Source organism: Pseudomonas sp. NFACC32-1 (assembly GCF_900101215.1).
GTDB lineage: Bacteria > Pseudomonadota > Gammaproteobacteria > Pseudomonadales > Pseudomonadaceae > Aquipseudomonas.
The window spans coordinates 189,016-202,291 of record NZ_FMUL01000005.1; the positions used below are offsets into that span (position 1 = coordinate 189,016).

The 13,276-nt window shown below is 62.3% G+C and carries 14 protein-coding genes and 4 tRNA genes; 16 read left to right on the forward strand and 2 right to left on the reverse strand.

Going from position 1 to position 13,276, the window contains the following annotated elements:
• Nucleotides 1-71: 71 nt before the first annotated feature.
• The gene (locus BLP99_RS10710; RefSeq protein WP_072393500.1) at nucleotides 72-830 is read right to left on the reverse strand and encodes a VHS/ENTH/ANTH domain-containing protein; all 759 of its coding nucleotides are present in this window, start codon (nucleotides 828-830) and stop codon (nucleotides 72-74) included.
• Nucleotides 831-1,200: 370 nt separating this feature from the next.
• On the opposite strand from BLP99_RS10710, the gene BLP99_RS10715 reads away from it, so the two are divergent.
• The 4 genes from BLP99_RS10715 (at nucleotide 1,201) to BLP99_RS10730 (ending at nucleotide 1,614) form a co-directional block, all read left to right on the forward strand.
• A tRNA-Glu gene (locus BLP99_RS10715) sits at nucleotides 1,201-1,276 on the forward strand.
• Nucleotides 1,277-1,278: 2 nt separating this feature from the next.
• Nucleotides 1,279-1,354 (forward strand) — tRNA-Gly (locus BLP99_RS10720).
• Between the two features lie 105 nt (nucleotides 1,355-1,459).
• Nucleotides 1,460-1,535 (forward strand) — tRNA-Glu (locus BLP99_RS10725).
• Between the two features lie 3 nt (nucleotides 1,536-1,538).
• A tRNA-Gly gene (locus BLP99_RS10730) sits at nucleotides 1,539-1,614 on the forward strand.
• A gap of 54 nt (nucleotides 1,615-1,668) precedes the next feature.
• Here BLP99_RS10730 and BLP99_RS10735 read toward each other — a convergent pair.
• The gene (locus tag BLP99_RS10735; protein ID WP_072459172.1) at nucleotides 1,669-2,538 is read right to left on the reverse strand and encodes a helix-turn-helix transcriptional regulator; all 870 of its coding nucleotides are present in this window, start codon (nucleotides 2,536-2,538) and stop codon (nucleotides 1,669-1,671) included.
• A 276-nt stretch (nucleotides 2,539-2,814) separates the two neighbouring features.
• Here BLP99_RS10735 and BLP99_RS10740 point away from each other — a divergent pair, with 276 nt between their 5' ends.
• From BLP99_RS10740 to BLP99_RS10795, 12 genes are all read left to right on the forward strand, one after another.
• Complete coding sequence (locus tag BLP99_RS10740) at nucleotides 2,815-3,009, forward strand: Flp family type IVb pilin (RefSeq protein ID WP_072393491.1); 195 nt, start codon at nucleotides 2,815-2,817, stop codon at nucleotides 3,007-3,009.
• A gap of 142 nt (nucleotides 3,010-3,151) precedes the next feature.
• On the forward strand, nucleotides 3,152-3,346 hold the full coding sequence (locus BLP99_RS10745; protein WP_072393488.1) for a Flp family type IVb pilin: 195 nt from the start codon (nucleotides 3,152-3,154) through the stop codon (nucleotides 3,344-3,346).
• A 26-nt stretch (nucleotides 3,347-3,372) separates the two neighbouring features.
• A complete protein-coding gene (locus BLP99_RS10750; protein ID WP_072393485.1) occupies nucleotides 3,373-3,903 on the forward strand; it encodes an A24 family peptidase in 531 nt (176 codons plus the stop codon).
• 2 nt (nucleotides 3,904-3,905) lie between these two features.
• Nucleotides 3,906-5,234 carry a P-loop NTPase family protein gene (locus BLP99_RS10755; RefSeq protein ID WP_072393482.1) on the forward strand — a complete coding sequence of 443 codons (1,329 nt, stop codon included), beginning with the start codon at nucleotides 3,906-3,908 and terminating at the stop codon, nucleotides 5,232-5,234.
• Between the two features lie 15 nt (nucleotides 5,235-5,249).
• Nucleotides 5,250-6,068 (forward strand): Flp pilus assembly protein CpaB, encoded by an 819-nt coding sequence (cpaB, locus tag BLP99_RS10760; protein ID WP_072393479.1) that lies wholly within the window; start codon nucleotides 5,250-5,252, stop codon nucleotides 6,066-6,068.
• Between the two features lie 65 nt (nucleotides 6,069-6,133).
• Nucleotides 6,134-7,453 carry a TadE/TadG family type IV pilus assembly protein gene (locus BLP99_RS10765; protein ID WP_072393476.1) on the forward strand — a complete coding sequence of 440 codons (1,320 nt, stop codon included), beginning with the start codon at nucleotides 6,134-6,136 and terminating at the stop codon, nucleotides 7,451-7,453.
• An 8-nt stretch (nucleotides 7,454-7,461) separates the two neighbouring features.
• Complete coding sequence (locus BLP99_RS10770) at nucleotides 7,462-7,941, forward strand: TadE/TadG family type IV pilus assembly protein (RefSeq protein ID WP_072393473.1); 480 nt, start codon at nucleotides 7,462-7,464, stop codon at nucleotides 7,939-7,941.
• A gap of 11 nt (nucleotides 7,942-7,952) precedes the next feature.
• A complete protein-coding gene (locus BLP99_RS10775; protein WP_072394120.1) occupies nucleotides 7,953-8,447 on the forward strand; it encodes a TadE family protein in 495 nt (164 codons plus the stop codon).
• A complete protein-coding gene (locus BLP99_RS10780; protein ID WP_072393470.1) occupies nucleotides 8,441-9,661 on the forward strand; it encodes an AAA family ATPase in 1,221 nt (406 codons plus the stop codon). Before BLP99_RS10775 ends, BLP99_RS10780 begins: the two co-directional genes overlap by 7 nt.
• A gap of 3 nt (nucleotides 9,662-9,664) precedes the next feature.
• Nucleotides 9,665-11,107: a TadA family conjugal transfer-associated ATPase gene (locus BLP99_RS10785; protein WP_072393467.1), complete on the forward strand. Its 1,443-nt coding sequence runs from the start codon at nucleotides 9,665-9,667 to the stop codon at nucleotides 11,105-11,107.
• The gene (locus BLP99_RS10790) at nucleotides 11,104-12,090 is read left to right on the forward strand and encodes a type II secretion system F family protein (RefSeq protein WP_072393464.1); all 987 of its coding nucleotides are present in this window, start codon (nucleotides 11,104-11,106) and stop codon (nucleotides 12,088-12,090) included. The genes BLP99_RS10785 and BLP99_RS10790 overlap by 4 nt, the downstream gene beginning before the upstream one ends.
• 27 nt (nucleotides 12,091-12,117) lie before the next feature.
• On the forward strand, nucleotides 12,118-13,083 hold the full coding sequence (locus BLP99_RS10795; protein WP_072393461.1) for a type II secretion system F family protein: 966 nt from the start codon (nucleotides 12,118-12,120) through the stop codon (nucleotides 13,081-13,083).
• Nucleotides 13,084-13,276: the final 193 nt, after the last annotated feature.

The window sequence follows — 13,276 nt, forward strand, 5'->3', positions numbered from 1 at the left end:
AAAAGGCTGGGGCTGCCATGCAGCCCCGCAGAGGGTGAGCCCCCCTTGTCCTCGATGATGGTGTCGGGACCTCAGTCGTAGACTTTCTTTTTCTTCCAGTCCGATTCCGCTTCGACTTCCTTGAGCCCTTCGGTCAACTGGTTGACCTCGCCCTCGACGGGCTGGGTGCTGGCCAGGACCATGGCGTTGGCGCGGGCCAGGAGTTTTTCCAGGTAATCCAGCTGTTCGGCGTAGACCTGGGGATCCTGCTGCTTGCGCAGGTATTGCACGCCGCGCTCGAAGGCCAGGCGTGCCTGCCCGGGTTGTTCCTGCTGCAAGGCCTGTTGACCGAGGTTGTTGAAGAATTCGATGTGCAGCAGGACCAGGATATGGCGCACCTCACGAATCCAGCGCTTGGCTTCGTTGGGTGGCAGGAAACCGTCCTGGGCGGCACGGGTGATCTGGCCATGCAAGGCCTCGAGCAGGAAGCGCACGTCCTTGGCCTTGGCTTCGGTCTGGATCGGTGCCGGAGGATTGTTCACCGGGATCGATTCGCCCTGGGCGGCCAATGCATTCAGTTCGTCCAGGCGAGCCTTGACCGCGGCGTTACCCTTGTCGAGATTCAGCAAGCGCTGGCAGACATTGATCTCGAGGCGAGTGATCAACAGCTTCAGGGCCGGTGTCATCAGCTGGCCGGGGAAGGTTTCGGTCAGCTCGCCGCAGCGACGCAGGCGGTCGTTGAGTTCAACCTTGGTACGGGCCTTTTCCAACTTGTTGTTTTCCGCCACATGGTTCATGTAGCCAATGGCGATCAACAGTGCGATCCCGGCTACGACGAGCAGGGTGATCATGAGTGGTGTCACCGGTAAGACCTCTTTTATGGGGTTCGCATACTTCAGTGTAGTGGCTTGGCTTTTAAGCGCATAGGCCCGTGCGGCGTCATTAGACGGGCGTCGTACTGTTCGTGGGGCTTGCAGCGGACTAGATGCACATTGCCACTATTTGCCGAGCGCGACTATAGCGTCTTGGCGGACGACAGAATATAGGCGCCAGAGACCGGACGGGAAAAATCTGCGGATCCGTTCCAAACCGGGGGAAGTCATTGATTTAAATAAATTTATACGTGGGGGTTGACGACCTACCAATCCATCCATAGAATGCGCGCCACTTACAGCGTAAAGCACTCAGCCAAGCGCCATAAGCAGTGAATGTTGTACGTGTGTCCCCTTCGTCTAGTGGCCTAGGACACCGCCCTTTCACGGCGGTAACAGGGGTTCGAGTCCCCTAGGGGACGCCAATGCGGGAATAGCTCAGTTGGTAGAGCACGACCTTGCCAAGGTCGGGGTCGCGAGTTCGAGTCTCGTTTCCCGCTCCAATTTTAAACAGTCTTGCTTCAAGGCAAGATTGAGTGAAACCAGAACCGATACCTTCGGGTCAGGATCTGGGCACTGGAACACACACCATGTGTTCCGGGCAGCGTGTCCCCTTCGTCTAGTGGCCTAGGACACCGCCCTTTCACGGCGGTAACAGGGGTTCGAGTCCCCTAGGGGACGCCATTTGCGGGAATAGCTCAGTTGGTAGAGCACGACCTTGCCAAGGTCGGGGTCGCGAGTTCGAGTCTCGTTTCCCGCTCCAAATTCAAGAAAACGCCGCTCATCGAGCGGCGTTTTTTTATGTCCGCAGAATACCTCAACCCTCCAGGCTATGGACCAGGTTCTCAAGCGCCTCCACGCTGGCGTCGTCCGGCGAAGGCTGGATGACGATCGTCGCGCGCATCTGGCGAGCCAGGCGATATTCGCTGGGTGTGCAGCTGGCGTACTGCTTGAAGGCACGGGCGAAGTAGGACGGGTCCTTGAAACCGGCTTCGTAGCCAATGCTGGTGATGGGCATCTCGCTGTTGTCCAGCAGTTCCTTGGCGAAGCTCATGCGTTTGTTCAGCACGTAGTCGGTGAAGCCCAACCCGTTGGCTTCCTTGAACAGGCGACTGAAGCGAAACGTCGTCATGCCGCAGCGTTTGGCCAGGTCCCGTTGGTCGATGCTGTCGCGAAAGTGCTGGTCGATGTACAGCATGATATGGCTCAAGGCCTGGTGCTTCTGATGCCCCGACGTCAGGCGGATGCTGTCCGGCAGGGTAGGGGCATGGTCGATCTGCGAGGCTTTGCCCCGGCCAAGGGCGTTGCGCCGCAGCTCGCATAATTGCACCAGGGCCGCCAGGTAGCGTTTCCTTTCGGTGGCCGACAGGGGCAGCACCATGTATTCCCAGACGCTGGAGCGCATCGCCCAGACCGCCAGCTCTTCGGAATGCTGCACCGTGAACATGGTAATGGGGATGGCGGGTACCGTGCGCTTGATCTCCAGCAGGCGCCTCAGGCCGGGGGTGTCCGGCCGGTCGAAATGGATGCAGATCATGTCCACCTGCTCTGCGCCGGGCAACATGGCATGTTTGCCCAGTGTGCAGATGCAGGATTCCTCGAACTGAGTGATGAGTTCATTCGTGGACCGATCATGGGTCAGATCGAACCACAACAACTTTGGCTTTCCGGTCAGATTCGACGTCATGTGCCTGTCCAGGTGGTTCTTCCTGCCCTTTAGCCGGAAGTATCGTCAATGTGCCATCATCTCGCCGAATAAATTCTTCTAAGAAATCGATCCCTTATCTCCATCCCCCCTCAGTGTCGGCTGCGGCGCGGGGTGATGTCCTCTGCGCGAACCTGCGCAAAAAAGTCCTAGGGATGTGCAAAATCCTCCTAACGGCTCTCCCGCCCCCCTGACTAGGGTTGCATCAGGCAGTTCGCAATGTACTGCCTTTAAAACAACCCCGATGAGGTGTGCGAAATGACTCTTCAAACAATCAAGGCTTCGGTAGTGAAGTTCGCCAAAGATGAAGACGGCCTGACCATTGTGGAATACGCAGTGGCCGGCGGGTTGATCACGGTACTGGTGGCCGCTGCCTTCGTTCTCCTGGGCGGTGCCGTGAATACCAAGATCCGTGCCCTGTGCCAGGCCGTCAACGGCAACGTTGCCTGCTGATCGTAACCATTACGGCAGGGGACGCGGCAACTTTCATGGAATAGCGCTTGCGACTCTTTAGCAGTGAGTACAACCAACTGATTCGAATGGATCTCGCGCTGTCCCCCGACCCCAGCTTCTTTCCGAAGACGAGGTAAATGAAATGACTCTGCACACAATCAGAACTTCGATCGGCAAGTTCGCCAGAGATGAAGACGGCTTGACCATCGTCGAGTACGCAGTGGCGGGAGGCTTGATCACGGTCGCGGTGGCCGCGGCGTTCGTCCTGTTGGGTGGCGCCGTGGATACCAAGATCCGTGCCCTGTGCCAGGCCGTCAATGGCAACGTTGCCTGCTAACGATCACTGCAACCGGGAGACGCGTCATGTCCATGGAATTGCTGGTATCGACAGTACTGCTGGTGGGACTGCTGGGTGTGGCGGTGGTGAGCGATCTGCTTCGCCACCGCATTCCCAACACGCTGGTCCTGCTGGGGCTCGCCCTGGGAGTGGCCGGTCAGGTCTATGCAGCTGGCATCGCCGGGCTGGGTGACAGCCTGTTGGGCATGCTGATTTGCTTCGGGCTGTTCCTGCCCATGTATGCGGTGGGCGGCATGGCGGCGGGAGACGTCAAGTTGATGGCCATGGTGGGCAGTTTCCTGCCGTTCCATTATGCGTTGTGGGCGGCGCTGTTCAGCCTGATCGCAGGCGGGGTGTGCGGTTTCCTGATTGTCCTGGCCCGCGGTCAACTGCTCCAGACCCTTGGTCGCTACTGGCTGATCCTCAGAGCCCAGGCTTACCTGGCGCCCACGACGGATGAAGTGGCCGGCAAACCTTTTCCTTATTCGATTGCCATCCTGATCGGCACCTTGAACAGCGTCTATTGGCAGCTGGTTGCCGACGGCTGGGGAGTCTAGTCATGCACGTCATCAACGATAGTGATGCCTACCCCAGCGAACGGGAGGCGGTACAGCGCCTGGCACCCCAGCCCTGCACCATTCGCGACACCGGCCTGTCCGACAGCTTCCTGGGCGAACTGGTGTGCAAGCATCTGCATGATGCCGGCGTGCTGGACATGCCGCGGCTGGTGGAGCGCCTGGCGCTGACCGGCGCGGTACTGGAGGAAGTCCTCGCGTTCCTGCGCAAGGACGGGCGTGTCGAAGTGCTTGGCCAGATCGGCCAGGCGAGTGTCCAGGGGCTGCGCTATGGCCTGACCGAGCGCGGTCGCAGCTCGGCCCGTGACGCCTTGTCCCGCAGTGGCTACATCGGTGCGGCCCCGTTCCCGGTGAGCACTTACCGGTCGCTGATCAAGATCCAGACCATTCACCATGGCCGAATCACCGCCAACGACATGCAACGGGCCCTGTCCGGGATCGTGTTGACCCAAAGCATGCTCGACCAGTTGGGTGTAGCGCTGAACTCCGGTCGGGCCATCATGATCTACGGCCCTGCGGGCACCGGCAAGACGTATGTCAGTAGCCGCCTGATCCGTCTGTTCGCCGAGGCCATCTGGGTTCCCCACGCCATTGTCATCAACGAGTCGGTGATCGAAATCTACGACCCGCAGGTCCACCAGCGCCTGGACGACAACAGCCAATCGAACAACCTGATGCTCAACGAGGGCATCGACCGCCGTTTGCTGTGCTGCAAGCGCCCCATCGTGATCACTGGCGGCGAGTTGAGCATGGAGCAACTGGATGTGCGCTACGACCCGTTCACCCGCCAATACCAGGCCGCGTTGCAGCTCAAGGCCAGTAACGGCCTGTTCATCATCGACGACATGGGCCGCCAGCGCATGGCGCCGGCCGAGCTGCTCAACCGCTGGATCGTGCCCATGGAAGAGAAGCGCGACTTCATCAACCTGGGCGGCGGTCGTCACTGTGAGCTGCCGTTCGACCTGATCCTGGTGTTTTCCACCAACCTCAACCCCCTGGAACTGGCCGACGAGGCCTTCCTGCGGCGCATTGGCTACAAGGTGCAATTCGGCTACCTCAAGCCTGAGGAATACGAGCGCATCTGGCGCCAGGAATGCGAACGCCTGGGCATTCCCTACGACCCGTTGCTGGTGCGCTACGTGCTGCAGCGGCTCTATGCGGGCGAAGGCATGCCCCTGGTGCCTTGCCATCCACGTGATCTGTTGAACATGGCGCTGGACCGCCAGCGTTACCTGGGCGGCTCCGGGCCGCTGGCGCCCCAGGAGCTGGAATGGGCGTGGCACAACTATTTCGTTCAGCTCGACTTCCTTTGATTCGGAGATACCGACATGAGCTCTCGTACGCTTTCGCTGATAGGCGTTTCCCTGGTAATGGGCCTCGGTGCCGCATGGATGGCCGACTCCTGGCTGAGCGCACGACTCAATGCCACGCCTGACGATCACCTTCGAAGCGTGGTGGTCGCCACGGTGGAGATCCCGTTCGGGCAGATGGTCGAGGCCCAGCAGGTCACGACCGTGCGCATGCCCATGGACACGATTCCGGAAGACGCTTTCGATTCCAGCGAAAAGGCCGTGGGCAAGATCGCCACGTTCGACATCCTGCGCGGTGACATCGTGCGGGGGGCGCGCCTGAGCGAGCATCTGGGAGGCAGCACCCTGGCCTCGCTGATCGCCCCGGACAAGCGCGCCATTTCGGTACGGGTGGACGATGTGGTCGGCGTGGGCGGCTTCCTGTTGCCGGGTAACCGGGTCGATGTGCTGGCGACCAAGACCACCAGTGCCGGCAGCAACAACGCGGTGTCCCGGACCATCCTGGAAAACCTGCGGGTGCTGGCGGTCGACCAGACGGCGGGCACCGACAAGACCCAGCCAGTGGTAGTGCGGGCCGTGACGCTGGAGATGACCGCCGCGGAGGCGGAGGCCCTGGTTACCGCACAGACCGAAGGCAAGTTGCAACTGGCCCTGCGAAATCCACTGAACCTGGAGAAAAAAGCCGCGGCCGTCGCGCCACCCGCTCCCGCGCCGGTCATGGCGGTGGCGGCTGCCCCGGTACCAAGGCCCGTGGTGCAACGCCGCGCCAAGGCGCCGGACGGCGGGGCGGTCACGGTGATCCGAGGGGTTGAAAGCAGCGTGATCAACGTCCGCTGATTCGCGCGGACGAAACGGCCTGGCTCCCAGGCGATGACGATCCTCAAGCAGTCAGCGAGGGCGTGATGATGAGTTCCAATATTCGGCAGCGCCAGGGAGGGGCAGTGAGTGTACTGATGGTGATCGCCTTGGTGGCGATCTCCATGATGGCGGCATTGGCCCTGGATGGCGGTCACATGCTGCTCAACAAGACCCGCCTGCAGAATGCCGTGGATGCCGCGGCGCTGAGCGGCGCCAAGACCCTCAGCCAGGTCGTGGGCGGCCTGAACATGGCCAGCACGACGCGTGCCGCAGCCCTCGATACCCTGACGAAAAATGCCGATGCCTTGGGTAACGCCGAACTGGCGAGCGCAGTGGCCGGCAACCCGGGGGCATTCGCCGTGGTGGAGTTGGCCAGCAGTGTCTATGGCCCTTTCTCTTACCCGGGGCCGACGGATGCCAAGTATGTACGGGTGTCGGTGTCCAGTTATCAATTGAACGGGTTCTTCTGGAGTTTCGTCCAGACCATGGGCAGCGCCGGTCTCGGCGGCAAGGCCGTGGCGGCGATCGCTACCGCGGGCCCCAGCCCGACTTCGCCCTGTGACCTGGCACCGCTGATGGTCTGCGGCGATCCCAACCAGTACGACCCCTCCGCCGGCAATTTCTGGGGTTACCACTTCGGTGACCTGGAGGTGCTGAAGACGGCGGCGGGCAATACGTCGCCCATCGGTCCCGGCAACTTCCAACTGCTGGATTTCGGCTCCGGCGGCAGTGCGGTCCGGGAAGACCTGGCCGGTGGAGGCTCGGTCTGCCGCAGCGTGGGCGACAACGTCCAGACCGCTCCCGGCAACAAGGCCGGTCCCACCTCCCAGGGCTTGAATACACGCTTCGGCATCTACAACGGCCCCGTCAGTTCGTCCGACTATCCGCCGGACCTGGTGACCTCGTCGAGCAATCCGGCGATGACCTATGACGATGCGCTTGCCCAGGCGAAATACAAGAACCAACCCGTGACCGCGAGCAACGGCGATCTCACGGCGGGTGGCGAGGCGATCCAGGACTATAACGACTGGCGAACCCAGGTCGCCGCCTGTGTGGCCGGCAGCGGCAGTGGCTGTGAAAGCAACGGGGTGTTCGAGCGCCGGATGCTGAAGATCGTGATAGGCAACTGCACCGGCAAGCAGGGCGGCTCCACCTCGATTCCGGTCCTGGGCTTTGGCTGCTACTTCGTCGTGCAACCGGTGGACGGCGGCGGCTCGGACTCCCTGGTCTTCGGCCAGTTCGTGCAGGAGTGCGAAGGGGACGGGGTACCGGGCCCTACGCCATCCACCGATGTCGGCCCGCAGATCATCCAGCTCTACAAGACCTATCTCAACGGCAGCGGCACTCCGAGCACCGACTCGTAGGAGGCTTCATGAGACTTGCCCCGTTCGATCCACCCCAGGCCCAGCGAGGCGTGGCGCTGGTGGAGTTCACCCTGGTGCTGCCGCTGTTGCTGCTGTTGCTGCTGGCCTTCGGCGAATTCGGCCGCATGCTCTTGCAGTACAACGTGCTGCTGCAGGCCAGCCGCGAAGCCGATCGTTTCGTCGCCAGCCAGGCCTGGAACTCCACCTTGGGAGGTGTCGCCCTGACCAGTACATTGCAGACCCAGACCAAGAACGTCGCGGTGTACGGCGTGCCCAACGCGGTCGGCAGCCCTGTGGTGTCGGGTTTGACAACGGCCCATGTGGAAGTCGCCGTCGTGGGCAGCGATCACGTGCGCGTCACCATTACCTACCCCTTCTGCCCGGTGATTGGCGCAGGCAACTGCAGCGGATCGATTCCGGCGTTCTTTGGCAACGCCATGCCGCTGGGCATACCGCTGGTCGCGACAACGGTCATGAGGGTGCTGTGATGAACAGGCAGATAAACATGAAGCACATGCGCGGCACGTACATCGTGGAGTTTTCCTTCGTTGGCCTGCTGGTGTTCATCCTGCTGTTCGGCGTGGTGGAAATGGGCCGGCTGTACTTCGTCGCCAATGCACTGGACGAAGCCGCACGCCGGGGCGCGCGCCTGGCGGCGGTGTGCAACATCAGCGATCCGGTGGTGCTGCGCCGGGCCATCTTCAATGCCGCGACCGATGCCGGGACCAGCCAGCTGATCAGCAGCCTGGCCACCTCGAACCTGGCGCTGACCTATCTGGACGCCAATGGCGCGGTGGTGGCGAACCCCGCCGACACGGTCAGTGCCAGTGGCTTCCGGGCCATCCGCTATGTCCGCCTGAGCGTGCAGAACTACGTTTTCAATCTGTTCATTCCCGGCTTGGGCGTGCCCATTACGTTGCCCCCGTTCCGGGCAACCTTGCCACGCGAAAGCCTTGGGCGTCATTCCGATTCCGGGGAGATCACACCATGCTGAATACCAGGGAAACTCCGCTCTCGTCCGCCACCGGCAAAGCCGGGCTGCGGCTGCTGATCAGCAGTCGCGACGCCACATCCTTGCGCGACCTGCAATGCGTCTGCCAGCGTATGCCGAGCCTGGAGGTGAGCACGCGCCTGGTGAGCAACGGCCATGTCGATCCCCTTTATGGGCTGGACCGCATGCCCGACCTGCTGCTGTTGCGGGTCAGCCATCTGTGGCGCGAGGAATTGGCCGCACTGTTGCAACGTCCGGCCCATGAGCGCCCGCCGATGCTGGTGTGTGGCTTGCTCGGCGACCAGGAAGGCATGCGCCTGGCGATGCAGGCCGGTGCACGGGATGTGTTGCCCGAGCCGTTCGCCGAGACGGAACTGGTGGCAGCCTTGAATCGGTTGGTGGCGGAGGTACGCCTGGGCAATGGCGCCGAGGGCAAGCTGGTGGCCGTTATCAGTGCCAAGGGCGGCTCCGGCGGGACCCTGGTGGCCTGCAATCTGGCCCAACAGCTCAGCATGCGGGCCGGCAACACACTGCTGCTGGACATGGACCTGCAATTCGGCAGCGTGACCCACTACCTCGATGTGGCCCAGTCCCACAGTCATCTGGAGGTGCTGCAGCAGGTCGATGACCTGGACGGTATGGCGTTGCGCGGCTTCTGCAGCCATTTCAGCCCGACCCTTCATGTCCTGGGTGGCCGGGCCGGCGAATTGTGCCTGCCCCAGGATGCCCAGCCCGAACAGCTCGATGCCTTGTTGCAACTGGCCCGTACCAGCTACGACTGGGTGGTGGTGGACCTGCCGCGGCAGATCGACCACCTCACCGGCGCGGTGCTGGAACAGGTGGACCGGGTCTACGTGGTGGTGCAGCAGAGCGTCAGTCACCTGCGCGACGCCTGCGCCCTGGTGCGGATCCTGCGCGAAGACCTGGGCATGCGCGGGGACCAGTTGCAGATCGTGGTCAACCGCTACGACAAAGCCGCCGCCATCAGCCTCAAGGATATCGGCGAGGCCTTGCGCTGCGCGAACCTGTCCAGATTACCCAATGACTTCAACCTGGTCAGCCAGAGTCAGAACACTGGCGTGCCGTTGGGGCTGCATGCGCCGAGGGCGGCTATCACCGTGGCCCTGCGCGATTTGACCGAAGACCTGGTCGGTCACCAGATGGCGGCAGACAAAGGCCTGCTCAAACGTGCCTTCAACCGTTTTTTCGGGGGATGACCCATGATCAGCGATTTCCGCAACCGCTTGCGCAAACAATCCGCCAAGCCCGGTGCCTCGATGGCGGCCCAGAACGGCGACAGCCTGCCGGACCCGACCGATGAACTGATGGCCTGGGAACAGGCTGTCCCGGATGTCATCTATGAAACCCGCAGCCAGGTCTCCCCGGTGGAAGCCGAATGGCGGGAACGGATCTACCAGCAGTTGCTCAAGGTCATGGACCTGTCCTTGCTCGACGCCCTGGAGCAGGCCGAGGCGACGCGGCAGATCCGTGATATCTGCCAGCGCCTGCTGGACGAGCATTCGGCGCCGGTGAGTTCCGCCGGTCGCCAGTTGATCATCAAGCAGATCACCGACGAGGTGCTTGGCCTGGGGCCGCTGGAACCCTTGCTGGCCGACCATAGCGTGTCCGACATCCTGGTCAATGGGCATGCCTCGGTCTATGTCGAGCGCTTCGGCAAGTTGCAACGCACTGACGTTCGCTTCCGTGACGACCAGCACCTGCTCAATATCATCGACCGCATCGTCTCCGGCCTGGGACGGCGTATCGACGAGTCGTCGCCCCTGGTGGACGCCCGGCTCAAGGACGGCTCGCGGGTCAACGCGATCATCCCGCCCCTGGCCATCGACGGTCCGAGCATGTCGATCCGGCGCTTTGCCGTGGACCTTCTCAACACCGACAGCCTGATCCAGGTGGGCAGCATGACCCCGGCCATTGCCCTGTTGCTCAAGGCCATCGTGCGCGGACGCCTGAATGTGCTGATTTCCGGCGGGACCGGCAGCGGCAAGACCACCATGCTCAACGTGCTGTCCAGCTTCATCCCGCATAACGAACGCATTGTCACCATCGAGGACTCGGCCGAACTGCAGCTGCAGCAGCCCCACGTGGTCCGTCTGGAAACCCGGCCTTCGAACATCGAGGGACGCGGCGAGGTGAGCCAGCGCGAACTGGTACGCAACAGCCTGCGGATGCGCCCGGACCGCATCGTCATCGGCGAAGTGCGCGGCGCCGAGGCGCTGGACATGCTGACGGCCATGAACACCGGCCACGATGGCTCCCTGACCACGATCCACGCCAACACCGCCCGCGATGCCCTGGGACGAATCGAGAACATGGTATCGATGACTGGCGCGACTTTTCCTATCAAGGCGATGCGTCAACAAATTGCCTCGGCCATCGATGTGGTGATCCAGCTGGAGCGTCAAGAAGACGGCAAGCGCCGCGTGGTGAGCATGCAGGAGATCAACGGCATGGAAGGAGAGATCATCACCATGACCGAAATCTTCTCTTTCGTGCGCCAGGGTATCGGCGAAAACGGCGAGGTGCTCGGGGAGTATCGACCCAGCGGCATGATCCCGGCCTTTCGCGACGTGCTGGCCAAGCGCGGCATCGAGTTGCCATTGACCATGTTCCGCCCTGAATGGATGGAGGCCCGTTCGTCATGAACAATATCCCTGCTGAGTTCATTCTGATTTTCCTGGGCATGGTGTTCATCGCGGTCTTCCTCTTGTCCCAGGGCGTGGTGGTGCCGGTGTTCGGCGAGGCCGGCAAGATGCGCAAGCGCATTCGCGGACGCTTGCACGTATTGGAAAAAGCCAATCACCTGCCCAACATGCAGACGGTGTTGCGGCAGAAATACCTGACGCGCCTGTCCCCCCTGGAAGCCAGCCTGGAGCAGTTGCCATTGATGGCCAACCTGACCCAGTTGATCGAGCAGTCCGGTCACGAATATCGCGCCTACCGGGTGATGCTGCTGGGCCTGGCCCTGGGAATGGGAGGCGGGGCCGTGGTCCTGATGATTTCGCAGGTGTGGTGGATGGCCCTGCTGGCGTTGTCGGGATTGTTCTGGTTGCCGGTACTCAAGATCATGCGCGACCGCAGCAAGCGGTTCGCCACGTTCGAGGAAGGCCTGCCGGATGCACTGGACGCCATGTGCCGGGCGTTGCGCGCCGGTCATCCGTTCAACGAAACCCTGCGCCTGGTGGCCGATGAGCACAAGGGCCCGGTCGCCCAGGAGTTCGGCATGACCTTTTCCGACATCAACTACGGTAACGACGTGCGCCGGGCCATGCTGGGCCTGCTGGAGCGCATGCCCAGCATGACCGTGATGATGCTGGTGACCTCGATCCTGATCCACCGCGAGACCGGCGGCAACCTGACCGAAGTGCTGGAACGCCTCAGCCGGCTGATCCGTGGGCGATTCCGGTTTCACCGCAAGATCCGGACCCTCTCGGCGGAAGGACGGATGTCGGCCTGGGTGCTGGTGGCGATCCCCTTCGTGCTGGCGATCGCCATCGTGCTCACCAGCCCCAGCTATATGCCGGTGCTGATCAACGACCCCATCGGCCACAAGCTGATCATCGGTGCGTTCTGCGCCATGTTGATCGGGATTTTCTGGATTCGAAAAATCATTCGGATCCAGGTTTAAGCGCCGTCCTGCCGCGAGGTATCAGTCATGGATTTTTTGCTCGGGTTGTTCAGTCGGTTTACAGGAAGCGAGGAGGTGGCACGGCTGCTGTTCATTGCCGTGATCGGTGTCAGTACGGTACTGGCGGTGGTCGCTGTGCTCTTGCTGCTGCTGGGCCTGCAGGACCCGGTGCAGAGACGCCTGGCCTTGATCAAGCGCGGCTATGGCGGCACGTCGGCGGGACAGCAGGCCCCCGGTAACCTGCAACTGCTGCTGGAGCGGGTAGGCCAGCGCTTTGCCTCGACCGACCAGGCCCAGGCATCCGCCACCCAGACCTTGCTGACCCATGCCGGTTACCGGTCCGCATCGGCGGTGCAGATGTACTGGGCCGTGCGCTTGATGCTGCCGTTGCTGCTGCTCGGTATCGCGTTGGTGTTGCTGCCGCTGATCAAGGTGTCGTTGATTGTCGGGCTGCTGATCGTGACTGTGGTGGCGGGGGTCGGCTGGTTGCTGCCGGCGATCTATGTCGGCAAGCGCAAGCAGGCGCGACAAGGCCGGTTGCGTGCGGCATTTCCGGATGCGTTGGACTTGATGGTGGTGTGTGTCGAATCGGGCCTGGCCCTGCCTACCACCATCGAACGGGTGGCGGAAGAAATGTCGGTCAGCCAGGTCGAGCTGGCCGAAGAGCTGGCCCTGGTCAATGCGCAGATCCGTGCCGGCATCACCAGCACCGAGGCGCTCAGGCAACTGGCCGTGCGCACCGGGCTGGAGGACATCCAGGGCCTGGTCAGCCTGTTGGCGCAGAGCATCCGTTTCGGCACGAGCGTGGCCGATACCCTGCGTATCTATGCCGATGAATTTCGCGACCGGCGGACCCAGGCCGCCGAGGAGATGGGGGCGAAGATCGGCACCAAGCTGATCTTTCCTTTGATCTTCTGCCTCTGGCCAAGCTTCTTCCTGGTCGCCATCGGGCCCGCCATGATTGGCGTGTTCAGGGCCTTCGGCAATATGTAGCCGCGCCTGCGAACGTTGGCTCGCGCTGACGAGAAAGCTTGCTCCCCTCCGGGCCGCCTCGCGGCCCTTGTTGTTTGCGGCGGTTGGGCCCAGGGGCACAACCGCCCTCGCCAGGGTTGTTCCAGCCTATTCTTAAGTCTCGCCTCAGTACCCTGTGACGGGATGCGTGCGCTCTTCGGGTCGCATGGAGGCC

Bases quoted from the DNA above. Each gene is read 5' to 3' on its own strand.
- BLP99_RS10765 (WP_072393476.1), top strand. From the start codon at position 6,134: ATGATGAGTTCCAATATTCGGCAGCGCCAGGGAGGGGCAGTGAGTGTA.
- BLP99_RS10785 (WP_072393467.1), top strand. From the start codon at position 9,665: ATGATCAGCGATTTCCGCAACCGCTTGCGCAAACAATCCGCCAAGCCC.
- BLP99_RS10795 (WP_072393461.1), top strand. From the start codon at position 12,118: ATGGATTTTTTGCTCGGGTTGTTCAGTCGGTTTACAGGAAGCGAGGAG.
- BLP99_RS10790 (WP_072393464.1), top strand. From the start codon at position 11,104: ATGAACAATATCCCTGCTGAGTTCATTCTGATTTTCCTGGGCATGGTG.
- BLP99_RS10770 (WP_072393473.1), top strand. From the start codon at position 7,462: ATGAGACTTGCCCCGTTCGATCCACCCCAGGCCCAGCGAGGCGTGGCG.
- BLP99_RS10740 (WP_072393491.1), top strand. From the start codon at position 2,815: ATGACTCTTCAAACAATCAAGGCTTCGGTAGTGAAGTTCGCCAAAGAT.
- BLP99_RS10755 (WP_072393482.1), top strand. From the start codon at position 3,906: ATGCACGTCATCAACGATAGTGATGCCTACCCCAGCGAACGGGAGGCG.
- BLP99_RS10710 (WP_072393500.1), bottom strand. From the start codon at position 830: ATGATCACCCTGCTCGTCGTAGCCGGGATCGCACTGTTGATCGCCATT.
- cpaB (WP_072393479.1), top strand. From the start codon at position 5,250: ATGAGCTCTCGTACGCTTTCGCTGATAGGCGTTTCCCTGGTAATGGGC.
- BLP99_RS10750 (WP_072393485.1), top strand. From the start codon at position 3,373: ATGTCCATGGAATTGCTGGTATCGACAGTACTGCTGGTGGGACTGCTG.
- BLP99_RS10735 (WP_072459172.1), bottom strand. From the start codon at position 2,538: ATGACGTCGAATCTGACCGGAAAGCCAAAGTTGTTGTGGTTCGATCTG.
- BLP99_RS10745 (WP_072393488.1), top strand. From the start codon at position 3,152: ATGACTCTGCACACAATCAGAACTTCGATCGGCAAGTTCGCCAGAGAT.
- BLP99_RS10780 (WP_072393470.1), top strand. From the start codon at position 8,441: ATGCTGAATACCAGGGAAACTCCGCTCTCGTCCGCCACCGGCAAAGCC.